A 23,360-nucleotide genomic window follows, 5' to 3' on the forward strand; every position below is an offset into this window, starting at 1 on the left:
CTGTATCAAGCCTTTATCCATGCCACAAAGCGCTGCAGGCCGGATGATTGTTTCGTCAGCGATGCCTAGAGTGACGTATAGACAACACCGGCGATGATAAGGGTCAGCACCAGCCACAGGATGTCAAAACTGATCTGCTTCATGCCCAGATAAGGCCGCACCAGCCACAGCGAATAAGGTACAGTCACCAGCGGGATGAGAGCGATGATAACGAGCGCTGCGTTGAAACCTATGTACTGAAACACAAGCGGTAGCGCGATGCAGATCCATGTGGCGCGCGCACCAGAGATCACCATCATGGCGCGGCTATTGCCGTGGTTCATGATCAGACCATTCACCGTATCGAACCTGACTGCCAGAAAGCGCAACGAAAGAACTGTCAGATACAGCCCGGCGACCTGATAGGTCTCGGTATAGAGCGTATCAATCAAAAGCTGGCCGCCAAAGAACAACACCAGAAACGCGCAGAGGCAAATAACGTCGATCCCGGTCTGCAGTTTGCGATAAAGGCGCGGCGCGTCGTGAGGTCGGGTGCGCAGAACCTCACTGATCACGGGGAAACCCACACCATCACCCAGCCGCACGACCAGCATAACACCGGCCTCGATCCAGAACATCGCAATTACAAAGATGCCGAACGTGGCGGCGTCGAGAAACACGCCAAGGATCAGCTTTTCCGCGTTGACCGCAAAGAAGGTGAAAACGGACGATCCCAGCAGCCACTTGCCGTAGTGCCACAGACGGTCGGCAACCTCTCTGTCCCAGACAAAGGCCATGGATGGCCCAGGATAGAATGCAGAGGTAAATACAACCTTCAGAACCGCACCGACCAGCATCCCGGTCATCAGCGCCCAGACTGTCGGGCTGATCGACGCAAAGATCACCATGAACACAATCGTCAGTGCGTGATTGAGGTTATCAAAAATCGCCGGATACTGCATGAGCAGGCGCCGCTGGCAGAGTTCCTTTGTGGTTGCCTCAAAGCCCTGAATGAGCGGCACAAATGCCGCCATGATCATCAGATACGGAAGGTTCGGGTCCGCATAGACCGTACCCTCCGGTGCATAGATCGGGGCCAGAAACCAGACCAGAACGGCCAGCATCAGAACAGCGACCGAAATCATGGCCCCCCGGCCGATCTTCACAACCCATGCAACGTGCAGAAAATGTGGCTGATCGCCATCCTTTTCACGCATCACCGACCGATTGATGCCGATATCGGTAAACAGGTTGAAGCCTGCCAGCAGCACGCCAATCAAGGCCATCAGACCGAAAGCCTCAGGGACAAGCAGGCGCGTCATGATCAGGTTGCTGCACAGCCGCAGGATGTTGCCGCCCATTACCTGAATGATGCCCCAACTGCCCGCCTTCGCCACGCGGCGGGACAGTGATGGCCCTTCGCTGCCTTGGGTGGATGATGCGTTTGTCATTTGTACTCGATCAATTGTGCCTGATGGCCGCGCCATCGGCGCCAGTAATAGGTGAGAATTCCCTGACTTTCCGCAAATTTGCCCAAGGTCAGCAGAATGGCCTGCTCCCAGGCGAAGCGGCTGTTGCCGTCCCGCAATGCCAGACGCACCACTTGCAGCGGATAGACAAGCAAGAGCCAGAGCGCTAATGGTCCAACAAGCACGATCAGGCAGATCACGACGAGCGGAATCGCGATACCCCAAAGCAATGCGCGGCGTGTTGCGGCAACACCGTGCTTTTCAGGACCACGCCCATGCATTGCCTGCCCCTCTGCCGCCGCATGCCCAGCCCGGCTGGCACGTTTCCAGAACTGGCCAAAGCGGCTCATATCCGCGTCATGCAGCGTCATCTCTGCATCGAGCCGCCAGATCTTCCAGCCCAGCCTGCGCATCCGCAAACACATCTCTGGCTCTTCCCCTGCGATGAGGCCTGGGTTGTAGCCATCCACGGCCTGCAACGCATCCCAGCGCATCAGGGCATCACCACCACAGGCGCTCGCCTCACCAATCGGCGTGTCCCATTCAGCGTCACACATGCGGTTATAGACGGTCTTCTCAGGAAACCGCTCGCGCCGTCGCCCGCAGACGACGGCCACATCCGGGTTTTCTTGCAGAAACGCCGATGCGGCATCCAGCCAAGCGGGGTCAAGCACGCAATCACCATCGATGAATTGTACAAAATCTGGTGGCGAGCCCTCCGCCAGAGCGGCAATACCAGCATTGCGCGCGCGCGCCGCGGTAAATGGGCTGTCCATATTGAGCGCGACGACATCAACACCGCGATCTTTTGCCGCTGCCACCGATCCATCGTTTGAACCGCTATCCACGTAAACGATACGCTCTGTCTGACCCTGCAAAGACTCCAAACAAGCGATCAGACGCTGCCCCTCATTCCGTCCAATAGCCACGGCGTGGATGGTTGGCGAAGACTGTGTCATGCACGCGCCCTCGGACGTTTTTCGCCGGTCAACAACAGGCAGCGCGGGAACACCACGCAATCAGATTGGCTCAAATCCAGTTTCAACAATATCATCAACCAAGAACAAAATCTGCTGTCCACTAAGCGTGGTTTGACACCATTGTACAGCCTACAGACAGCCAGAGCATGAATAGACGTCGCAGTAATGCATCACGATAACGTTCGCTTCCCCTTGCTTTTCACACAAGTATGGTAAGAAGCGGTCTAACCGTCCACGAACAGACATCGTGGTCGCCTTGCACCTGATCGTATATGCCAAATCTTTTTGCCACTTTCGTCCTCTTTACCTATCCGCTGGTCGTGATTGTCCTGTTTCGGCGGATGCCGGTGTCGAATGCGCTGATCTGGTCGATCATGGGCGGATATCTGTTTCTGCCAGAGCGGACGGGCATTGATTTGCCGCTTTTGCCAGAGTTGGACAAAGACCTCATCCCGAGCCTGACGGCAGCCATCATGCTGCTGCTGACCCCAAAACCACCGATGCGCCGTAATATGGACGTCAGGGGTGCGAACACGCGCCGCGGTCAGGCCCCGGTTGCCACCGCTGCCGTTGCAGTACGGCATCAGCCCAGCGTGATCGCAAATCTCTGCATCGCGACCCTGTTTATCGCACCGATCGGGGTCATGCTGACAAACACGGATTGGGTTGTGTTCGGCCCACGCGTGCTTCCCGGTATTCGTCTTTATGATGCATTTTCGATGATGCTGAGCGCGGGCGTGATGCTCTTGCCCTTCTTGCTCGCCCGGCGGCATCTGGGCACGCATGAGGCGCATGTGGCCATGCTCTGGACCTTCGTGAAGGTCGGATTTGTCTACTCCTTGCTGATCCTCATTGAGGTTCGTCTCAGCCCGCAATTGCACCGCTGGTTCTATGGGTTTCACGCACATGATTTTGTCCAGCAGATCCGATTTGGGGGCTTTCGCCCCATGGTGTTCATCCAACACGGTTTGCGGGTCGGGGTGTTCATGCTGATGGTCGTGATCGCGGCCTTTACGCTTTACAAAATTCGCGCTTCCAACCGTCCACCTCTTGGGCGAGCCGGACAGTCAGCAACTGAAGCACCAAAAGACAAGGGGCTGCCGCTTTTTGTCGGCATCTACTTTCTGGCAATCCTGTTGATCTCGAAGGTGGTTGGCGCGTTCATGATCGCGATGATCTTTGTGCCATTTCTGATGATGACCAAGCCCAGCCAATGGCGCTTCCTTGCCGCTGTCACAGCGCTGCTCGTCCTGCTTTATCCCATGGCGCGATCTGCCGGTGTGGTGCCAGTCGAACGCGTCTACAACCTTGCCTCGATCATCAGCGAAGACCGCGCCGGTTCCTTTCGATTTCGCCTCAACAATGAGGAAGCCATGCTGGAACGGGCCGCGCAAAAGCCAATTCTGGGGTGGGGCGGCTGGGGGCGTAGCCGCGTTTATGACCCCGTCACCGGTGCAGATATCACCGTTGCCGATGGCATCTGGGTGATTGTGTTCGGTGTGTCGGGTTGGGTCGGTTACATCGCGCTATTCGGACTTCTGACGCTGCCCGCGTTTGCGTATTTCTTTGCCAAAGGACAGCTTCGATACGCGATTGCCAGTCAAGGCTTGTGTTTGATTTTAGCGACCAATCTCGTCGATCTGATGCCGAATTCCGGTTTGACACCAGTGACATGGATGGTTGCAGGTGCGTTGCTGGGCCGGTTCGAACGGCGTGATCAGAGCGAGACTCAACACACAGAGAACCCACGACCTGGTGTACGCCGCAGAACCAACCTGGCCGTCGCATCCCCGCGTCAGGCCAGACGTCGACCTACGGCCTGACGCGGCCCCAACCCTTGGTCTTCATATTCAGGAAGAACCGCTCGAACGTACGGAAACTGATATCGGCGATCACGATGGAAATGCCGGTATAGACCAGCAGCACTGCCCAGGTTTGTGTCGCAAGGCCAGCTGCACCCAGACCCACATTTGCAATATGCAGCCCGATCAGGTGGTAAAGATAGATGCCATAGCTGATTTCCCCGACCCTCGCGATGGGCCGCAAGACAAGGGCGGGGCGCAGGGGATTGTCCTCGCGGATCACAATCGTGACCAAGGCAATTGCCATCGCGATATGCAGCGCCAGATTGGGCCAACCCCGCAAATCCGCGGGCAACCATTGCAGAAGCCCCAGGATGGCAGCGAACGATAGCAGACAAGCAGGCGCAGATGACAAAAAGCGCGCGAGAACGGCAAAGCTTGCTGGCCGGTGCAGAAGTATCGCCACGACAGAGCCAAGGAGGATGGGCGCGAATGTCGTGTTGAACATCGCAAAGCGCAAAGGCCCAGCTTCAAATGCTGTGATCCCCAACGGCGTCAGCCACCCGATCACCGCGACCACATTCAACAAAACCAAAAATCCAAGGACCGGGATCAACCAGCGGGGCGGCAAGATCATTAGCAAGAGTGGCCACACCAGATAATACTGCTCTTCCACAGCAAGTGACCACATGGGTGACAAAAGCGGGATGTCAGACGTCAAGAAATTGGCCAGAAACAGATAGTAAAAGGGAAGCTGGCTCAGATACTGGATCTCGCCCTTCACACCGATGTAGTACGCTGCCACCGCTGTCACGACCAGAAAGTAGACGGGAATGATGCGCAAAAAACGCCGCCAGTAAAAGCCGCGCAGCGAGAACCGTCCGCGTTCCGACGCCTCGCGCATCAACAACGTGGTGATCAGAAAACCACTGAGAACAAAGAAGAAATCAACACCGACAAAGCCACGTGTCGCGATCCGGGGTGCGTTTTCAAGGCTGGTCCAGACAGGTCCGTGATGCCAAAGCACTGCCGCGATGCACAAAAACCGCAGGCCATTCAAAGAGCCGAAATGCCGGGTGGCCTGATAGTCTGAAAATGACGGCGCATTGGCCGCTGGCATGGCAATACTGATCACGATTGAAATCCAGAACCTTTTGATATCGCCTATCCATGTCACGGTTTTATGCGACGGCAAAGCCAAACTCGCCGTTGTATGGCGCCAACACACACTGTTTTTCCCGCGTTTGACCTGTCAGTCGCCGTCATCATCGTATAGACCTTGGGCCATATTTTGTGCCTACATTGATTATCAGCGCCGTGATGTTAACCAATTTGCATTGTGATTTAGATGACTGCTCGCCCTGAACCCCACGCCTCTTGGTTTGCCTCAGGCTACTTGCATGCAGGGGTTTTCTGGCTGTTTTTGGCGACACTGGCAGCGCTCGCCTTCTTTTTTGAAGGCCTGCAAACGCTCTTCACCGCATGGCAATTGCCGGAATACAGCCACGGGCCGCTGATTCCCCTCCTGTCGCTGCTGCTGTTTCTACGTCAGTTGAAGACGGTGCCAGTCGATCATGGCCCCGTCACCGACCGGGGCCCGGGTATCGCCCTTTTGATCTTTGCCGCCATTCTGGGCCTGCTCGGCAAGCTGAGCCAGATCGACCAGATTGTCGCCTATGCCATCATCCTGTGGGTCGGGGCGGTCCTGCTGATCTTGTGGGGCTGGCGCGATGGGCGGCAGTTCTGGCCGCCGGTTGTGCATCTGGTCTACATGCTGCCACTGCCCGGCGTCCTTTACTACAAGGTCTCGACCTATCTGCAGATGGTGTCATCCGAACTCGGCGTTTGGATGCTGCAACTCATCAATGTGCCGGTCTTCCTTGAGGGCAACATCATCGATCTGGGAGTGTATAAGCTGCACGTGGCCGAGGCCTGTTCAGGCCTACGCTACCTTTTCCCGATCATGTCGTTCTCTTACGTCTTTGCTGTCCTGTTTCGCGGAACGGTCTGGCACAAGGCGATCCTGCTGCTGGCAGCGGTGCCGATCACGATTGTCATGAACTCCGTCCGCATCGCCTTTGCTGGCTGGCTCGTGAACTATGTCGGCTTGGAATACCTCGAAGGGTTCACACATTTCTTCGAAGGCTGGATCATTTTCATGATCTGCGTCGTCCTCCTGTTCCTCTTGGCATGGCTGATGCTGCGGCTTGGCGGCTCCGGCATGGGGATGATCGACGCGCTCGACCTCGACACAAGCGGATGGGGCAGCCAGATGGCGCGGTTGCGGTTTGTCGCACCCTCACGCGCGCTGGTGCTGTCTGCAATCATCCTTGGTGCAGGTGCCGCAGCGTGGGAGGCACGTGGCCCGGCTGAACGCGTCACCGTGCCGCGTGAACCTTTCGTATTGTTCCCCACATCGCTCGATACGTGGCAGGCTGGCATTCCACAGGCGTTGTCACCCGAAGTTCAGCAGACACTAGGCGCCGACGATTATCACTCCGTCTGGTTTGCAGAGCCGACGGAAGCCGCTGATGTCGGTCTGTTCGTGGCCTGGTATTACGATCAAACGGGTGGCGGCATCCATTCGCCGGAGATTTGTCTGCCCGGTGCAGGCTGGGAAATTGCCAAGCTCGACCGGATCGACATCGCGCCCCAGGTCGGGTTTGACGCGCCCTACAACCTCAACCGCGCGGTCATCCAGAAGGGGCAAACACGCATGCTGGTCTATTACTGGTTCGAACAGCATGGGCGGCACACCGCATGGGATTTCGCTGCCAAGATGTATCTTTTGTGGGATAGTCTGGTGCTCGGCCGCTCTGACGGTGCATTGGTGCGCCTGACAACGCCGATCCTGTCGGGTGAGAGTGAGGCGAATGCCGAACGCCGCCTGCAGGACATGTTCGTCGAGACAACACGGGTTCTGCCCCGCTTCGTACCGGGACTTGATGTATGAATGTGGAAAAGGGCCGGCTGCTGATTTACGCGCCGGTGCCGCTTTATGGCACGCCCGACAACTGGATGATCGAGGCGCAGGCCGCAAACGGATTGCGCCTGTGGGCGGAAAACTTTGATCGCGTCACGATCATGATGCCCCATCTCGACGGCCCCGCACCCACAGGCTGGATACCTGCAGACGAGGTCGGCCCGAACATGGCGCGGGTCAAGGTCGTGGCGTTGCCGACAGCCTGGGTTCTGCCCAAGTTTGCAAGGGTCTACCGCCCGACCCGTAATGTCATCCGGGCCGAGATAGCTCAGGCTGAATATCTGTCATTCGCCATTGGCGGCCTGATCGGCGATTGGGGCGCTGTCGCCTGTCTGCAAGCCCACAAAATGGGGCGGCCTTATGGCGTATGGACGGACCGGGTGGAATCGCAAGTCACGCGCTCGGATGCGCGCAGCGGGCCGTTCAAAAGCCGGATCAAGAAACGTGTCATCCACCGCCCCATGGCAATGCTTGAACGATGGGTGATCAAGCGTGCGACTGTTGGGCTGTTCCATGGCCAGCAGACGTTCGACGCTTATGCGCGATACTGCCGGAACCCACAGATCGTGCATGATATCCACGTTTCGCGTGATGCGCATATCTCTAACACGGCCTTTAAAGCCAAACTGAAAAGCGCAGCTTCTGACCCACTGAAAATCGTTTATGCCGGGCGCGCGAATGCGATGAAGGGTCCACTTGATTGGGCGTCCGCCTTGCAGAAGCTGGCACAAAAGGGGGTTAATTTCGAAGCACATTGGCTCGGCGACGGCCCACAACTCGATGACCTCAGAAAACAGCTTCAAGCTGATGGGCTGTCAGATCGTGTGACCTTGCATGGTTTCGTCAATGATCCGGCTCAGGTCGCCGCGCAAATGCAGGCGGCGCATGTCTTCCTCTTCTGTCACAAGACACCTGAATCTCCACGTTGCCTGATTGAAAGCCTTATCGCGGCCACCCCGATTGTGGGCTATGAAGGCTCTTACGCCGCTGATCTGATTGGCAAAAACCAAGGCGGTCATCTTGTCCCGATTGGTGACACTGATGCGCTGGGCGATGTGCTGTTCAAGCTTGCACAAGACCGCAGTAATCTTGCGAACCTCATTCAGAACGCCCGTAAGGACGGCGTGCCCTTCGACGATGAAAGCGTCTTTGCGCATCGTTCGGACCTGATCAAACGCTATCTGGGGCAACGGCGATGACACCCGAAACAAGCGCACAAGAACCACCAGATCTGGCATCTCAAGAAAGTCGCTGACATGCCCAAAGCACCACTCGTTCACATCGGTTACCAAAAGACGGCGTCAACGTTTCTGCAAAGACGGGTCTTCTCTGACGAAGCCGTGTTTGTCAGACCCTGGGGTCGGCATGCAGCACAAGCGATTGAGCACTTCGTTCTTGAGCATCCAGAGCACTTTGACCCTGCGAAAGTCCGCGCCGTATTTGGGCAGTTCGAAGATCAGATCCCAGTGATTTCGCAAGAGGATCTGTCCGGCATTCCTGTCTATGCCTTCTATCATGCTGAAACGGTTGCCCAACGGGTCAAGGAAGCATTTCCCGATGCCCGCATTCTGGTGTGTGTGCGTGAGCAGAAATCGATGATCGTCTCGCAGTATTTTCAGTTTGTCCGACAAGGTGGAAGCCGGTCGCTTCTGAGCATGCTTGAAGACAACGACAGCAAGGTCGGTTTCCGGCCCGTCATTCGCAAAGAACACTTTGAATATGATCTGATGTACAACCTGTTGCGCAGGTACTTTGACGCAGACAGGATTTTGATGCTGCCACACGAACTACTGCGCCGCGATCCTGAGACTTATTTCGCGAAGCTCAACACGCTGCTTGGCACATCCCTCCCATCCTCGCTCGCGACGGAGACGGTCAATGCCAAGCGTAGCGGTAGTGCGGCGCAAGTGGAGCGGTTCTTTAACAAGATGTTCCCAATGCCACCGGACCTTCCGAAAGACTACAAAGACTACCCGCTTTGGGTCCGTGCCCGGAACCGCCTGATGAGAAACATCGATCAGTTTGCCACGCGATACACCAATCTGGGACAGTCCTTTGAGGACAAGATCAAGCGGGAGGCAGCAGGATACATTGGCGATCACTTCGCCGCGTCCAACACACGACTTTCCAAGCTCTTGGATATCGACCTCGCCGCACTGGGTTATCCAACCCTAACCGGTACCGACTGACCATCAACTGAGTCGCGAAGTCTCTGATTCCCTGATTCGTAATTGAGGAGGTGTTTCCGCAAAGTGAACAATCCCTCTGATTCGCATCATTCGAATCAAAGCCCGCAACAACATGACCCTAGGTAAGGCCAAATACTGTACTTTCAGGCAAAAAATCTCGTTTTATGCTTGCAGACCGCCTCAGATTGCGGCCATTTGATGTCATTGGCTTTAACCAGATGTTAATATTTGTCTGAAGCCGAGGCGCGTGGGGTCATAAATATGAAACGATTTTTGGTGGGTTTGGTTGCCATTTTGATGCTGTCTTCGGTGAACGCAGCGGCGGCAACACTGAACTTCATCGGCACTGGTCAGACTCACGAAGTGACGCGCAACGACATTAATCCTGCGTTCAACACTGAGATTGATATCATCACGGGCGATCAAAAGACCTATGGCAACGGTTTGTTCATGGATGCCAGCGCGGGTCCTGCAGATGTGACATACACATTCCTGGGCGCCGAGGCGGGCAACAGCAACTTCTCTGCCATCTTCGGTGGCGGGACATTCTTTAACCGTGGAGGTGCCGCTTCAACACCTGGCGACCAGATCACGGTTCGGCAGGAAACAAGCGGATTGCTGGATTTCGCCTTTGGCACTTACTCTCCGCTCCGCGCGATTGGCGTCTTTTTCAATGACGGTCTTGCCTATCCAGGCTCTTCCAACTTCGCGATGGGCTTCATCCAGATCGACGTGAACTCGTTCTATGTGCTCTTCGACGACATCGCGCGTGGCGACCGTGACTTTGACGATATGGCAATTCGTATTGACGTCGCTGCGGTACCCATCCCTGCTGGCGGATTGCTGTTGCTGTCTGCTCTTGCCGGGGCGCTCGTGCTGCGGCGGAAATCAAACATCGCCTAATTCATCACAAAACATTTTTAGACGTCGGGGCTGATCGCTGATCGGCCCCTTATTTGTTTTTGGTGAAAATCAGTCGTATCCCATTTGACCGGTTTCATTGTCCATGTAGCGGCACTTGTTCAAAAGCACGCCGATCACATTGGTCTGTGCCGCCAGATCACGTTCGCAAACATCGATCTCGGCCAATGAAGTACTTTCGGCAGCAGCCACCAGCAAGACGCAATCGACCACATCCATGAAAGCAAGCGTATCATCGGTCTGCAGCATGGGCGGCATGTCAAAGATCGTCAGATCCGGCTGGTAACGCGCTTCGATTTCATCCAGCGCAGGCTCAATCGTTGAGCTTTGCAAAAGCTCTGATGGATTGCGCACCTGCCCGTAATTCACGGCAAAAGCCAGGTTTGGCCGCGCCCGCATCGCCACGTCGGCAAAGTTGGCTTTGCCTTCAAGGACGGCGGCAAAACTACCGCCCCCAGACAAGCCCAAGGCCTTGGCCAAAGTCGGGCGGCGCATGTCCATTTCACCAACAATGGTGTGCACCTCTGCCTGCTTCGAAAGCGAAAAGGCCAGGTTCAGCGCAACCGTTGATTTGCCACAATCCTTGCCCGGCGACGTGATGGCGAGCCGTTTCCATCCTTGCGCACGCATCTGCTGCAGAATTTTGGTGCGCAACATGTCGAACGCCGCCGCCCCTTCGGGCTTGGTCGCGGAATTATTGAATGTCACGATGCGCTGACGCGCCATCTTTTTGGGAGACGGTGCAAAATTCTGCAGGGGCAACCAGATTGACGCGCGATCTGTGGCCGGGCGGATAAGTTGCGACCGTTTTGACATTGGCCGACCGGCAACCGGCGTGGTCTTTGGCGCGACCGCGACAGTTGGCGCAGGAACGTGGCCCTCTCGGGCGGCGCGAGCTTTTGCAATTGCGGCTTGAATTTTATCCATAATATCCCGCCATTCTTAGACCAGCCCAACCCGGCTCATGATCTCATCAAGGATCGGCTGCAGCGGACGAATGTAAGCATCAATGTACCAGATCGCCGCTGGCAGACCCACCAGAACCATGACAACAACGGCAGAGATAATCAGCCGTTTACGCCAAATCTCGCCCCTTGTCCGAATGTAAGGCATCGTCATGATCGGGGTGATCTGCAAACCGTTCACGATATCAATCGGACGCCGGACCGCCGTGTTGATCAATTCGAGCAGCGCGATCAACCCAAGCCCCATGCCCAGACCAGCGGCGATCCCCATCGCAACAATCCGACGCCGGTTCGGGTGTGTCGGGCTTGTCGGCACGCTGGCCTGTTCAATTACCGAGATACGTTGCCCTTTCGACAATGCCTCGATTGTGTCACCAACTTCTGCGGCCGAGCGGTTGCGCACAGCCTGATCGTATTGCGCGCGCAGGTTATCGAAATTCCGCTCCAGCGTACCAAGGGTGATCGCGTTCCCGGGCGTTGCAGCAATTGAGGCGGCAAGCCGTTCGAGATTGGCCGTAATCACCGTCTTTTGTTCGTCAATAAACGCGATCTGACCGTCAAGATCGGCAAGCTGCAATTCAAACGGCGTCAATTGCGTACCTTCTGCGTTCAGCCCGATCGCCCCGGCGGCCTGTTGTTCTGACACAATCTGTTCAAGGGCCGAAATCTGTGCTCGTATCACAGCGATCCGCGGGTTGTCCGATGACAAAACGGCCGAAGCGCGGGTCAGTTCGTCTTGCAATTCCTGCAATTCAGCCTCTTCAGGCGTGCGCGCGACAGTCCCGACAAGCCCGACCTCACCCGTCTGTTCGAAAAGCTCGACCAGACGTTCCCGCCTGTCGCGCAACTGGCTTTTCTCACGTTCGAGTTCCAGCAGCCGTTCCTGTTCAGCCGCCTGTTGTGATCTGCGAAATTCCAGACTGTCGGGCAGGGCCTCCAGATTGGCCTCTTGAAACTCCAGAATCCGGGCACTCATCTGCGACAGTTCCTGTTCCAGTCGTTCGGTTTCCTGCGAAAAGAACTCCAGCGTCTGACCGGAAACCGTCGTCCGCATCTCGATGTTTTCCTGCAGGATAAGCGTCACAACCTCATTCGTGACAGCCGCCGCCATCTGCGGTTCGGGCGCATCAAAGCTGACGGTGACGAAGGATGCGGATGAGCCGCGCCCGGTGCCGCTGGTTTGAATCCTGATCCGGTTCCGCATGTCCATCACGCGTTCATCAGGTGTCAACTGATCTTCTGGAGCGGACACGCCGCGATAAACGCCTAACCGGTTGGCCATCTCTAGCAGATTGTCCCGCGCCAGAATACGCTGCCGAATGATCTGCAATTGCTCGGTCGCATCTGTGCGAACGGTTGACGCGGCAAGATCACCGGGGATCTGCTCGGATTCAACCACCAGCCGCGCTTCGGCGACATAAATCCGCTCTTGCGTCAACGCGACGGCAAGGCCAACGGCCGTGCCGAGGCACAACAGAACAAAGAAGTACGGAAAGCGGCGCCAAAACACCGCAAGATAGAATCTGAAATCAATCATCTACAAATCACTTCGTACTGCCTGACTGCAGAACCGGTTGCTCTGGTTTGTCAGTCGCAACGCCCCCAGCAAAAAATACCCCGTCGCCCAGCACTTGTTCAACCGTTGTGGCCGTTACTTTTTGTTCATCGCTTGTGTAGGCGTAAAGCAGCGACAAGTCGCAAAGCTGATTGATCAATCGCGGCACGCCGCGGGTCTGGGCAAAAACCATATCACATGCGGCGGGCGTAAAGATCGGCACTTGCGCACCGGCAACCTCCAATCGGTGCTCAATATAGTCGCGCACAGCTGAGGCATCCAACGCGGGCAAGTGAAAACTTGAGGCGACGCGCTGCGCAAACTGGGTGAAGTCGGGATGGCGCACCTTGTCGCGCAGCTCCGGCTGTCCAACCAGGACCAGTTGCAACAGCTCGTCCTTGTTCGAGTTGATGTTGGTGAACATCCGTAACTCTTCGAGCGACTCGCGGCTGAGATTCTGCGCCTCGTCAAAGATCAGAATCACCCGGCGCCCTTCGCCATATTGGGCGATCAGATATTCCTCGAACTGACCAAACAGACGGACATAATCCGCATCAGCCGGGACGGGTTGATCAAGGGCCTGTAGAACCCAACGCAGAAGTTCATCCCGAGTGCCATGCGCGTTTGAGATCAACCCGATTGTCAGCTCTTCGCCCATGGATTTCAAAAGATGATGCAAAAGCGTGGTCTTGCCTGCACCAACATCACCCGTGATCAGGGTGATCGGCGCGCGCGTGACGATACCGTATTCAAACATCGCATAGGCCCGTTCATGGACCGGCGACCAGAAAATGAAGTCCGGATCGGGTACCAAACTGAACGGGCGTTCATGCAGGCCAAAGTGATCAAGGTAAATATTGATCGCGTGATTCATGCGTTTCCCAGCCAAAGTCGGCAGCGCTCTGTGACACGGGACACAGACGCGATTCGATATCTCGTGATTTCTATCTGATAAGCGCTTTTCAGGCCAGTCAGGGCACCGTGGTAAGGAAAAACTGACTTAAGGTCAGGCCAAAAAAACGACACACTGGTTCGTGGGTTGCAACAATAGGGAAAAATGCTCATTATCAAACACTTAATTAGACAATAAATTCAGCATTATGCCGAAAATGGGCTATTTTTGTGGCTAACGATCCGTTAAAGTCTCCGTTGTAGGGACCGTGAGTTGCTCCACGAGTCGGATTGCTGAAAACTGGTGAAGTAAACAGTGCGATGGTGCTGATCGATTGGCTTTGTGTCGTAATTTTTGGGCACATGTTTTTGGAAAACGAGTTGAGATTGATGAACACAAATTATTCAGAAGTCCCCAAAAGGGAGAAGTCGCGGGCACTTGTGCTGTCGCTGCTTCACGAACGCCCATATGAACTTGGGTTGAAACGTATATTTGATATTGCATGCGTGATCCTGGCCGCACCAATCGTGCTGCCATTGATTGGAATGCTGGCCATTTTGGTCGCGCTTGACGGTCACTCTCCGTTTTATCGGCAAGAGCGTGTCGGGCGCGGGGGACAGATTTACCAGATCTGGAAGCTGCGCAGCATGGTGGCCAATGCCGACGCCATGTTGAAGGATTATTTGGCAAATAACCCGGATGCGGCCGCCGAATGGGAACTGACGCAAAAGCTGAAGCGTGATCCACGGATCACAAGCATTGGCCATGCCTTGCGCAAAAGCTCTATTGATGAGTTGCCGCAACTATGGAACGTGCTTGTCGGGGAGATGAGCCTTGTTGGCCCACGACCAATGATGCCGGAACAGCGTGATATGTATCCCGGCCGGGCATATTATACGCAACGCCCTGGCATAACGGGCACGTGGCAAGTCTCAAAGCGGAACGAAAGCACATTCGCTGATCGTGCCCGCTTTGACACCGAATATGTCGCCAACCTGTCATTTGTAAATGATATCAAGATCTTGTTGGCGACCGTCCGCGTTGTTTTGAAAGGCACGGGTTACTAAGCAAGTAACCCGTGTTAACCGGTATGAATATGGTGCCCCCTGCGACCAGACGCTTTCTTCGGTTGGGGTTTTTGTGTGTCGCCTTGTGCGGCACAGTCGCGTGCAAGACATCTGAAGAGAAGGCGGATGACTTCTATCAGTCTGGCCTGACGCTTTTGGAAGCTGGCGACCTTGATCGCGCGGCAATTGAGTTCCTGAACGTCTTTCAACATGACGGTTTTCACCAGGATGCGCGGCGTCAGCTGGCCGATATCCGCATGGCACAAGGCGAGATCGGGGCGGCCTATGGGCAATATCTGCGCCTGATCGAACAATATCCTGACACGCCGGATGTCAGGTTGATCCTGGCCCGCACCGCAATCGACATTAACAATTGGGATGAGGTCCGCCGCCACGGTGATGCGGCATTCAGGTTGGTACCTGACGATCCAACCGCCCAAGCGCTGCAAACCGCCCTGACCTATCGCGACGCGACATTTGCCAATGATGCGGCAACGCAAAAGAACGCTGCCCAGCGTGCATATGCCTTGCTGGCTGCTGATCAGAACAACGAGGTCGCACGCCGCGTCGTGATCGACGATCTGCTGCGCAGCGAAACACCGCTTGACGCAATGCCTGAAATCGACCGGGCGCTGCAAATCGACCCTGAAAGCTACGCGTATCACACGATAAGGCTCCGTCTGCTGATGCAGGTCGGTGATACGCCGGGCATTCGTCAGCAGCTTGAGCGGATGGTCACGCTCTACCCCGAGGATGACGACCTTACCAATACGCTGGTCAGCTGGCTTTTGTCGCAAGAGGATTTTGACGGGGCAGAGATCTATCTGCGCGAACTGGCGGGCGATGTCACCGGCCCCGCGGAAGGTCATATCGCTGTTGTTCAATTGATCCAGGGCGCGAAGGGATCAGGCGCCGCGAAGGAAGAGCTGGATCGTCTCGCCACCGCCAATACTGGCACGCCGAACGCAGATATCTACCGTTCGCTTGCCGCGGTCATTCGCTTTGATGAGGGCGCTCAGGACGACGCGATTGCGACCTTTGCCGATATTCTGGAAACCGCCCCTGCCTCTGACCAGACCCGGCGCATCCGCAACACCTATGCCCGTCTTCTGATTGCACTGGAAGACATTGATGGCGCCCGAAATCAGGTCGACACGATCCTTGACCAAGACCAGTCAAACGTCGATGCGCTGAAACTGCGCGCCGCATGGGCCATTGAGGATGATCGCGCGGATCAGGCGATCCTTGATCTGCGCATGGCGCTTGGTCAACAACCGCGCGACGCTGAAATCCTGACACTCATGGCCGACGCCCATGAGCGCGAAGGCAGCCTTGCGCTGGCCGGTGAACGCCTGTCGCTGGCATTTGACATCAGTGGTGCCGCACCTGACACAGCACTCCGCTACGCCAATTTTCTTATGCGAGAGGGGCGTAGTGTTGCAGCGCGCAATGTCCTGACCGACGCCCGCGCCGCAAATCCGGGCAACGTCCCAGTTATGGCCGCACTTGCACGCATCCTGCTCAGCAAGGGCGCGTGGGTCGAGGCGCAGAGCATCGTCAACACCTTGCGCAGCATTGAATCCCAGTCCGCGCAAGAGGCAGCAACATCCCTGCAAGCGGCCCTTTTGCTGGGACAAAACCGTGTCGATGACAGTTTGGCGTTTCTGCAGGGTGAGATTGATCAGGGGAACGCCGACATCACGGCGATTACCCAGGTGGTGCAGATTCACCTGCGCTCTGGAAATGTGGACAGTGCGCGGGCTTATCTGGACCAGGCACTTGCTGATTACCCCGATGACCGCACGCTCCTGATGCTGGATGCCAGCCTTCATGCCATGGCTGGCGCCTTTGATCGGGCAGAGGTCCTTTTCCGCGACATGATTGCAGCGACCCCGACTGCCGAGGCGCCGGTTTTGCGGCTTTACAACCTTTTGATCGCGACGGATCAGGCCGAAACTGCGAGCGCCTTGATTGATGAGGCGCTGGTGGCGCAACCAAACTCGCTTAATCTACGCTGGATCCGCGCGGGCGAACTTGAGGCGCAAGGCAATATCGACGGGGCCATCGCCCTATACGAAGAAATGTACTCTGTGAACTCAAGCGCTGTGACGATTGCCAACAATCTCGCCTCGCTGATCGCAACGCATAGAAACGATGACGAAAGCATTGCCCGCGCCGCGACGATTGCCAAGCGGTTGCGAGAGCTGGATTTGCCACCTTTTCAGGACACTTACGGCTGGATCGCCTACCGCCAAAACCAGTTTGACGAGGCGCTGACCTATCTGAAACCCGCGGCAGAAGGACTGCCTGATGACCCGCTGGTCCAATACCATCTTGGCATGACTTATGCCGCGCTTGGCGAACAGGAAAAGGCGATTGCGCAACTCCACAACGCGCTCGTTCTTGCCGGTTCCAGCACCTTGCCGCAGTTCGATGAGGCGCGGGCGAAGCTGCAAGAATTGAGTCAATAAGGTGCCACTTCGCAACAACATACAGTTTTTGTTGCGTTTTTCGTTTGGTGAAACCCGAAATCCGGGTAAGTCTGGGCCTAAGTGGGGCGCAGATCCCATGTAAACTAATGGAAAGAGGCTGTGCTATGACCCGTTTTGCCACGTTTCTGGGCGCTCTTGCCGCCCTTTGGCTTGTTGCGACGCAAGGTGTTGCGCAGGAATACCGCGTTCAGCCAGGCGACACTTTGCGTGTTGAAGTTGTCGAAGATCAAAGCCTGAACCGCACTTTGCTTGTGTCGCCTGATGGCCGTATCTCACTGCCTGGCGCAGGTGCGCTGCGCGTCAACGGCTTGACGATTGAGCAGATCCAGCGCGCACTGGCAGAACGTCTGGCGCCCGGATTTGTCAATCCGCCAAACGTCTTCGTCGACATTCTGTCGCTTGCACCCGAGGACGAAGACCCCGTCACAACCATCTTTGTGGTGGGCGAGGCAAACACCGTCGGCCGGATCGAGCTTGAGCCGGGAACAACCCTGCTGCAGGCCTTCGCGGAATTTGGCGGCTTCACGAACTTTGCGGCGACCAAACGCATTCAACTGCGCCGCGGCTCCGAGATTTACACCATCGACTATAACAAGATCCTGGATGGTAGCAGCCGAAATGGCTCCGTGCGCATGCACGAAGGTGACGTCATCATCATTCCTCAGCGGAAGTTGTTTGAGTAGCGTCCACCACCCCGGACTACCGCAGGGGAGTGGTCTGACATGAGAAAGCGAATTGGCCTCATTTTGGCGGGTGGCCTATGCCCGGTTGTTCTGACAGCACAAGAGGCAGAGCCGGGTGGTGTCTTTTTCACCTTCGACATCAACCAATCCCTTGAGGCGAGCACAGATCGCGACCTTTCCACACCGGAAGAGGAAGACGAGGTTGAGGCGACCCTTGGTCTGCGTTTCGGCGCCGTCACAGAAACCCGGACGGATCGGCTCGCTTTCGGTCTGGGCACAGATTTCCGCGCCCTGGAGGGCGATGTTTCAAATGACGATGCCAGCATCCGGTTGTCTTATGACCGCAACAGCGCTGATGCCGTAATCAACGCGTCGGTGAGCGCCATCCGATCTGACATCGAATTCCTGCGGGACGCTTCCGATTTCATCAACGATGAGGGCGAGATCGAATTGCCCGACGATTTTGAAGACCTGACCGGCACCGGAACGCGAACCTCATCAACAATCGCCGCCGGATTGCGCTGGGGTGAAACGGCCCCGTTGGGTTATCGGGTCAGCTTCAGTCAGCAGTTCCTCCGTTACGAAGATGCAAGTGCCGCATTGGCAGACAGCGATACCGGATCCGTCAGCGCTGGCCTGCGACTGAATTTCAACGAGGTGACAACCGGCAATCTTGACCTCAGCTACACCCAAACCGATGAGGTCGGCGAACCACTGGAAGATCGCTTGACGCTCAGCGGGTCAGTCACAGTTGACCGTCCTCTGGGTGATCTGACTTTTCAACTCAGTTCCTCCCGAGATGAAGCGGATGACATCTTTTGGGCAGGTTCGGTGTCGCGCCGATTGGCACTGCCGCGTAGCGCCATTTCCGGTTCGCTGGGGGTTGTCGAAGACGAATTTGGCGATGCACGCGTCACGGGCAGTCTGGGCTATAGCCTGCCCCGGCCCGCCGCTCAGATAGATCTGAGCGCGAACCGGTCTCTCCCTCCTGGCGGGGACCGGACGACAACGACCTTGCGCGGCACTTATGCGCAAGAGCTGACGCCGATTAGCAACATGGTTTTTGAAGTCACGTTTGGCGAGGCGCGCGATCCTGATGGATCCGACCGTTTGGCGACAGGCAGTGTGACCGGACGATATGCCGTCGAACTCACGCCCGTTTGGTCATTCAGCCTCGGTGCAGGAATCAATTTGCGGGACGAAGATGGGACTGAGCGCCGGTCGAACTCACTCTTCCTTGGGTTGGAACGCCCAATCTCTTGGCGACCCTGACGGGTCTTTCCAAGAGTCGGCGGAATCGATGCCGTATCAACTGATGATTGCTTACCAAATACTGCGACAATTCATCCCGAATCGAGCATTTGTTCCCAAATTTGGGCTAATTCCCGCCGACTTACCCCAAAAATGAGTTGGCAGATATCATTACTGCCCTAATATCGACATCACACTAGTGATTGTTTTGGGAAAGTTGGCGCAACGTTAAGGTTATATTAATACAAGGAGCGTAACCTCGCCAATATATGGACAAAGTTTGGACATGGTTGTTGATCAAGTTCATGCGTGCTTCGGGTGAAACCGGTGCTTTAGTCCCCAAAGGAAGGAGTTGATGATGTTTATCGTTGCTATCGCCTTCGGGATCTTGTCCGGCGTCATTGCCGCGGCAGCGGCACTTTTTGCGGGTTACGGGTTACTTACAGCGTTTGTCGTCTACGTCGTGGCAGGTATCGTCGGTACGGTTCTGACGGCCGTATACAGCTTGATCCCAAAGCAGAGCCACACAACCAAAGCTGGCGTTACACAACGCAGCTAACTGCCTTCGTGACGGTTGCGTCACATCCACAACTTTTTGGGTAAGTATTACCGGAAGCTTTGAATTCCGTTTCGACCCGACAACTTCTTCCAGAAAATGACCATTTTACCTTGATGCGCCCGTGGACGGCACAACCCTTCACGCCGTTGACGGAAGCATGGCCAACTCATACCAATCATTTGCGCGCCTGGAGCGAACATTTTAGTGGTACGGGTTTGATTTGAACACGCAGGATCTTTTTGATTGCGTCTTTTCGGCATGGTCACCACAGATCGGTGATCCGACACTGATTGGCTGGGCAACAGTTGTCGCCTATGCTCTCGCAACCGTTCTGGCACTCAGCGTCGTTGCCACCAACTCTCGCCGCGGGCGCTTCTTCTGGGTGGTCGTCACGGGACTGCTTTGTTTGCTTGCGATCAACAAACAGCTCGATCTTCAGTCGGCGCTCACTGCAGCGGCGCGTTGCCTCGCGCAAGCGCAGGGCTGGTATGAAGACCGGCGGTCGGTCCAGGTCGCATTCATCTTCTTTGTAGCAGCCGCAGCCTTGGTTCTTGGTCTGACACTTGCATGGACAATGCGGCGGCAATTGCCGCAGATCTGGCTCGCTCTGCTGGGTCTTTGCCTCCTTCTGGGATTCGTGGCCATTCGCGCCGCAGGCTTTCATCACATGGATCGTCTGATAGGCTTTGAAATTGGCGGCGTCCGCATGAACTGGCTTCTGGAACTTGGTGGGATCGCGCTGATTGCGATAAACGCGCTCGTCCTCATCAGCAGACGCAGGAATCCCGTCGATTAGCGTCTGTTGCCTGCCCCGCAACACATGATAGCGTCCTCGCGTGATCCGCAGATTGACGCAATGTATTTACACGAGGGCATGTTTTGACAGCGATCCAGAAGGTCGATCTGGCTATTTTCGCGCATAACGAAGAAGCCAACATGCGCACGCTCCTCACCATGCTGGCAAAGCAGAGCATCTTCGACAATTCCAACATCTCCGTGCGGATCATCGTGTTGGCTAATGGCTGTACCGACCAGACGGTGGGCGTGGCACAAACAACCATACGCGAGTTGCCGCATGGTCGGCATTTTGAGATTTGCGACCTTGCCATCGGCGGAAAATCCCGGGCCTGGAACGCGTTCGTGCACGAAACCGCGCGTGCTGATGCCGATTATCTGTTCTTCTGCGATGCCGACATCGACATCCCCGAACCCGACACGCTGGAAAGGCTCCTCGCCTTTGTGCAGGCCGACCCCAAGCGGGTGATCGCATCAAGCAAACCCGTCAAAGACATCGTCTATGCGCCAGAAAACCTGAACTACCGCGACAAGATGATCGCCGCCGCAGGCGGCACGCTCGACAATTGGCGCAAGGCCGTCTGTGGTCAGCTTTACATCATGCGCGCGGCAACCGCACGCAGCTTTCATCTTCCCATCGGCCTGCCGGTTGAAGATGGATTTGTCCGCGCGATGACCCTGACCGACCTTTTCCGCCACCCCGAAGACCTTGATCTGATCGATGGGGACGAGACGATCTTTCACGTCTACGCGTCAGAACGCGGCATCCGCGCCCTGATCCGCCACCAGGTGCGGATCGTGATCGGCAGCGCCATCAACGCGATCATCTTCGACGTGGTTCGGCAATCTGACAAGCCCGATCAAGTGCTGCGAGAGGCAGCAGAAGATGACGATTGGCTGGCCCGCACATGCAAAAAAGCACTGCCGCGGCGATATGGCTATGTTCCGGTTCACTTCCTGACGAAGCGGCTGGGAAACCTGCGCGCGCAAAGCCTCAAACGCAAGGCAATCGTGCTTGTTGGGTTCGGCTTTGATCTGGTGGTTTACGTGATCGCGCAGTTCAAAATGGCGCGCGGGACAGGGGCAGGACACTGGTAGCCGAGGCTTCAGCCACCGTTCGCCCGCCGCGCGCGTAACGCCGATCGCAGCAATCCCGGCATCACCATGATGCAGGCGGCATAGCGGGCGGCCAGCCGTCTGGGATTGGTCATCAACCGCCAAACCCATTCCGCCGCGATAGCACGCACGAATTTCGGGGCGCGTATCTGTGTGCCGGCAATGAAATCCAGACCGGCACCGATTGAGACAAACCCGACACGATCCGTCTTTGACATCGCATGGGCCGCGAACATCTCTTGTTTTGGGGCGCCCAGAGCCAGAAAGCACATCGCAACGCCCGCATCTTCAAGCTGAGCGATATACCGATCCGCCAACTCGCCCGTCGGATCAAAGCCCATCGGCGGCGCAATACAGGTCACAACACGCAGACCTGCATGCTCCATCTGCAACGCATCCGCTGCTGCCTGCAACGTCTCCTCGGTACTGCCCAGCAATCCGATCGGCACGTCCATTTCACCCGCAAGCTGTGCCAATGGCGCGATCAAATCGGCCCCCGCCAAAAGCGAAACCGGTTGCCGCGCCAAGCGCGAGAGCCACACAATCGGATTGCCATCCGCCGTCACATGGCTTTGGGCCTGATAGGCACTCCGAAAGGCCGGATCATCCCGCAGCTTCACCACATGATCGAGGTTCAGCGTCGCCAGGCTAAAGCCTCTTCGCCCGGCAAAGTGAGCGCGCATATCGGACAAAAGCGCATCCAACGACGGCATATTCACGATCACATTGGGCCCTTTGTCGCGGGGAACCCAAGCGACATGCCCATCGTTTTCAACCATGTTCTTCAAGTCCAATTCGCACCCAATCCTAATTGATCAAAGGGCGCTTCTCGATCAGGTGACCGTAAAGCGTGGTAAGAATACTGACCCCCAACATAATGATCAGCCATTGAATGGCGATGTTCAGCACAACACCCACAACGGGAATGGCAACCATCACCGCCGTGCTCAGGCTGTCGGCAAAACCGCTTAGCCCGACCAGCAAAACTGAAACACCGAAGATCGCCCCTGACAGCGGGGCAGAGGCCGCCCAAGCCTCGCCCATCCGGATAGGCTGGCCAACTGCGACCGAGGGCAAAGCGAGCGCGATCCGCAGCCAGACAAAGGTCAGCACCGATACCAGCGCAAGCCCGACCACCCATTGCATCACCAAAGGCCCGATTGTCGCCAACGGCCCCAGCACAAGCACAAGCGGGATCGCGAAGATCACAAGCAATAAAGCATAAAGAATGCTTCGCCCGGCATAGGCCCCGATTGGCCTGTCAGAAAGGGCCGGTAGCGCGCCGGTATACTCCTCCAAAAGAACAAACCGGTGCCAGGACACCGCAACCCAGCTAAAGATCAAAAGCCCGAAAATGGCCATGCCAATCAAGGCCAGGAAAATGATGCCCGCGTCTGCCCCTGATAAGGTGCCAGGGCTGCCCAGCAGATTCAGCCGCTCCTGAAAAAGGGCGACGAATAAAGCGAAGCCAGCCAAAAGCACCAGATATGGACCAACCGAGACCCGCAAGGCCTGTCCAAAATTGCGATAGATCATGAAAAATGCATGCCGCAGAATCTGCAATGCCATCGTCGCCTCTCACCATCTCTCCCATCGCAGTTCGCATGCCCCATCCGCGCCCGTCAACCGCCCGCGCCTTGCCCCTCTCCTTGAAAACAGCTA

The 23,360-nt window shown here is 56.3% G+C and carries 20 protein-coding genes; 12 read left to right on the forward strand and 8 right to left on the reverse strand.

From position 1 onward, the window contains the following. Positions 1-65: 65 nt before the first annotated feature. A complete protein-coding gene (locus tag SLH47_RS12085; RefSeq protein WP_320239768.1) occupies positions 66-1,430 on the reverse strand; it encodes an oligosaccharide flippase family protein in 1,365 nt (454 codons plus the stop codon). Next, the gene (locus SLH47_RS12090) at positions 1,427-2,407 is read right to left on the reverse strand and encodes a glycosyltransferase (RefSeq protein WP_320239769.1); all 981 of its coding nucleotides are present in this window, start codon (positions 2,405-2,407) and stop codon (positions 1,427-1,429) included. The genes SLH47_RS12085 and SLH47_RS12090 overlap by 4 nt, the downstream gene beginning before the upstream one ends. 293 nt (positions 2,408-2,700) lie before the next feature. Between SLH47_RS12090 and SLH47_RS12095 the strand changes: the two genes are divergently transcribed. After that, positions 2,701-4,251, forward strand: coding sequence for a hypothetical protein (locus tag SLH47_RS12095; RefSeq protein WP_320239771.1), 1,551 nt, complete (start codon positions 2,701-2,703; stop codon positions 4,249-4,251). Here SLH47_RS12095 and SLH47_RS12100 read toward each other — a convergent pair. Next, positions 4,241-5,365, reverse strand: a complete 1,125-nt coding sequence (locus SLH47_RS12100) for an acyltransferase (RefSeq protein ID WP_320239772.1) — start codon at positions 5,363-5,365, stop codon at positions 4,241-4,243. The genes SLH47_RS12095 and SLH47_RS12100 overlap by 11 nt on opposite strands. Positions 5,366-5,578: 213 nt before the next feature. Between SLH47_RS12100 and xrtD the strand changes: the two genes are divergently transcribed. The 4 genes from xrtD to SLH47_RS12120 all read left to right on the forward strand — a co-directional run bounded on the left by xrtD (position 5,579) and on the right by SLH47_RS12120 (position 10,305). After that, on the forward strand, positions 5,579-7,183 hold the full coding sequence (gene xrtD, locus SLH47_RS12105) for a VPLPA-CTERM-specific exosortase XrtD (protein ID WP_320239773.1): 1,605 nt from the start codon (positions 5,579-5,581) through the stop codon (positions 7,181-7,183). After that, entirely contained in the window at positions 7,180-8,412 is a 1,233-nt protein-coding gene (locus SLH47_RS12110; protein WP_320239774.1) for a glycosyltransferase, read from the forward strand. The genes xrtD and SLH47_RS12110 overlap by 4 nt, the downstream gene beginning before the upstream one ends. Before the next feature lie 57 nt (positions 8,413-8,469). Further along, a complete protein-coding gene (locus SLH47_RS12115) occupies positions 8,470-9,402 on the forward strand; it encodes a sulfotransferase (protein WP_320239775.1) in 933 nt (310 codons plus the stop codon). A gap of 261 nt (positions 9,403-9,663) precedes the next feature. Continuing rightward, positions 9,664-10,305 (forward strand): VPLPA-CTERM sorting domain-containing protein, encoded by a 642-nt coding sequence (locus SLH47_RS12120; RefSeq protein ID WP_320239776.1) that lies wholly within the window; start codon positions 9,664-9,666, stop codon positions 10,303-10,305. Positions 10,306-10,374: 69 nt separating this feature from the next. On the opposite strand, the gene SLH47_RS12125 is transcribed toward SLH47_RS12120, so the two are convergent. The 3 genes from SLH47_RS12125 to SLH47_RS12135 all read right to left on the reverse strand — a co-directional run bounded on the left by SLH47_RS12125 (position 10,375) and on the right by SLH47_RS12135 (position 13,717). Next, positions 10,375-11,049, reverse strand: coding sequence for a CpsD/CapB family tyrosine-protein kinase (locus tag SLH47_RS12125; protein ID WP_320239777.1), 675 nt, complete (start codon positions 11,047-11,049; stop codon positions 10,375-10,377). A 216-nt stretch (positions 11,050-11,265) separates the two neighbouring features. Further along, positions 11,266-12,825, reverse strand: a complete 1,560-nt coding sequence (locus SLH47_RS12130) for a lipopolysaccharide biosynthesis protein (protein ID WP_320239779.1) — start codon at positions 12,823-12,825, stop codon at positions 11,266-11,268. A 7-nt stretch (positions 12,826-12,832) separates the two neighbouring features. Continuing rightward, on the reverse strand, positions 12,833-13,717 hold the full coding sequence (locus SLH47_RS12135; RefSeq protein ID WP_320239780.1) for an ExeA family protein: 885 nt from the start codon (positions 13,715-13,717) through the stop codon (positions 12,833-12,835). Positions 13,718-14,124: 407 nt separating this feature from the next. Between SLH47_RS12135 and SLH47_RS12140 the strand changes: the two genes are divergently transcribed. From SLH47_RS12140 to SLH47_RS12170, 7 genes are all read left to right on the forward strand, one after another. Further along, positions 14,125-14,802 carry a sugar transferase gene (locus SLH47_RS12140; RefSeq protein WP_320239781.1) on the forward strand — a complete coding sequence of 226 codons (678 nt, stop codon included), beginning with the start codon at positions 14,125-14,127 and terminating at the stop codon, positions 14,800-14,802. Positions 14,803-14,885: 83 nt separating this feature from the next. Beyond that, on the forward strand, positions 14,886-17,273 hold the full coding sequence (locus SLH47_RS12145) for a tetratricopeptide repeat protein (protein WP_320239782.1): 2,388 nt from the start codon (positions 14,886-14,888) through the stop codon (positions 17,271-17,273). A gap of 125 nt (positions 17,274-17,398) precedes the next feature. Continuing rightward, positions 17,399-17,977: a polysaccharide biosynthesis/export family protein gene (locus SLH47_RS12150; protein WP_320239783.1), complete on the forward strand. Its 579-nt coding sequence runs from the start codon at positions 17,399-17,401 to the stop codon at positions 17,975-17,977. A 39-nt stretch (positions 17,978-18,016) separates the two neighbouring features. Further along, on the forward strand, positions 18,017-19,249 hold the full coding sequence (locus SLH47_RS12155) for a hypothetical protein (protein WP_320239784.1): 1,233 nt from the start codon (positions 18,017-18,019) through the stop codon (positions 19,247-19,249). Between the two features lie 337 nt (positions 19,250-19,586). Then, positions 19,587-19,787 (forward strand): hypothetical protein, encoded by a 201-nt coding sequence (locus tag SLH47_RS12160; RefSeq protein ID WP_320239785.1) that lies wholly within the window; start codon positions 19,587-19,589, stop codon positions 19,785-19,787. A gap of 220 nt (positions 19,788-20,007) precedes the next feature. Beyond that, the gene (locus SLH47_RS12165) at positions 20,008-20,583 is read left to right on the forward strand and encodes an isopropylmalate isomerase (protein WP_320239786.1); all 576 of its coding nucleotides are present in this window, start codon (positions 20,008-20,010) and stop codon (positions 20,581-20,583) included. Positions 20,584-20,666: 83 nt separating this feature from the next. Next, on the forward strand, positions 20,667-21,680 hold the full coding sequence (locus SLH47_RS12170) for a glycosyltransferase family 2 protein (protein ID WP_320239787.1): 1,014 nt from the start codon (positions 20,667-20,669) through the stop codon (positions 21,678-21,680). A gap of 8 nt (positions 21,681-21,688) precedes the next feature. Here the strand turns inward: SLH47_RS12170 and SLH47_RS12175 are convergent, their stop codons facing one another. Beyond that, positions 21,689-22,477: a WecB/TagA/CpsF family glycosyltransferase gene (locus SLH47_RS12175; protein WP_320239788.1), complete on the reverse strand. Its 789-nt coding sequence runs from the start codon at positions 22,475-22,477 to the stop codon at positions 21,689-21,691. Positions 22,478-22,505: 28 nt separating this feature from the next. Beyond that, positions 22,506-23,234, reverse strand: coding sequence for a hypothetical protein (locus tag SLH47_RS12180; RefSeq protein ID WP_320239789.1), 729 nt, complete (start codon positions 23,232-23,234; stop codon positions 22,506-22,508). Positions 23,235-23,360 lie beyond the last annotated feature (126 nt).

It is taken from the genome of Cognatiyoonia sp. IB215182, from assembly GCF_033963905.1.
In the GTDB taxonomy this organism is placed as follows: Bacteria; Pseudomonadota; Alphaproteobacteria; order Rhodobacterales; family Rhodobacteraceae; genus Yoonia.

What these genes read in the sequence shown, in the direction of transcription:
- SLH47_RS12085 (WP_320239768.1), bottom strand. Translation starts at nt 1,430, where the DNA reads ATGACAAACGCATCATCCACCCAAGGCAGCGAAGGGCCATCACTGTCC.
- SLH47_RS12090 (WP_320239769.1), bottom strand. Translation starts at nt 2,407, where the DNA reads ATGACACAGTCTTCGCCAACCATCCACGCCGTGGCTATTGGACGGAAT.
- SLH47_RS12095 (WP_320239771.1), top strand. Translation starts at nt 2,701, where the DNA reads ATGCCAAATCTTTTTGCCACTTTCGTCCTCTTTACCTATCCGCTGGTC.
- xrtD (WP_320239773.1), top strand. Translation starts at nt 5,579, where the DNA reads ATGACTGCTCGCCCTGAACCCCACGCCTCTTGGTTTGCCTCAGGCTAC.
- SLH47_RS12110 (WP_320239774.1), top strand. Translation starts at nt 7,180, where the DNA reads ATGAATGTGGAAAAGGGCCGGCTGCTGATTTACGCGCCGGTGCCGCTT.
- SLH47_RS12115 (WP_320239775.1), top strand. Translation starts at nt 8,470, where the DNA reads ATGCCCAAAGCACCACTCGTTCACATCGGTTACCAAAAGACGGCGTCA.
- SLH47_RS12120 (WP_320239776.1), top strand. Translation starts at nt 9,664, where the DNA reads ATGAAACGATTTTTGGTGGGTTTGGTTGCCATTTTGATGCTGTCTTCG.
- SLH47_RS12125 (WP_320239777.1), bottom strand. Translation starts at nt 11,049, where the DNA reads ATGGCGCGTCAGCGCATCGTGACATTCAATAATTCCGCGACCAAGCCC.
- SLH47_RS12130 (WP_320239779.1), bottom strand. Translation starts at nt 12,825, where the DNA reads ATGATTGATTTCAGATTCTATCTTGCGGTGTTTTGGCGCCGCTTTCCG.
- SLH47_RS12135 (WP_320239780.1), bottom strand. Translation starts at nt 13,717, where the DNA reads ATGAATCACGCGATCAATATTTACCTTGATCACTTTGGCCTGCATGAA.
- SLH47_RS12140 (WP_320239781.1), top strand. Translation starts at nt 14,125, where the DNA reads ATGAACACAAATTATTCAGAAGTCCCCAAAAGGGAGAAGTCGCGGGCA.
- SLH47_RS12150 (WP_320239783.1), top strand. Translation starts at nt 17,399, where the DNA reads ATGACCCGTTTTGCCACGTTTCTGGGCGCTCTTGCCGCCCTTTGGCTT.
- SLH47_RS12155 (WP_320239784.1), top strand. Translation starts at nt 18,017, where the DNA reads ATGAGAAAGCGAATTGGCCTCATTTTGGCGGGTGGCCTATGCCCGGTT.
- SLH47_RS12160 (WP_320239785.1), top strand. Translation starts at nt 19,587, where the DNA reads ATGTTTATCGTTGCTATCGCCTTCGGGATCTTGTCCGGCGTCATTGCC.
- SLH47_RS12175 (WP_320239788.1), bottom strand. Translation starts at nt 22,477, where the DNA reads ATGGTTGAAAACGATGGGCATGTCGCTTGGGTTCCCCGCGACAAAGGG.
- SLH47_RS12180 (WP_320239789.1), bottom strand. Translation starts at nt 23,234, where the DNA reads ATGATCTATCGCAATTTTGGACAGGCCTTGCGGGTCTCGGTTGGTCCA.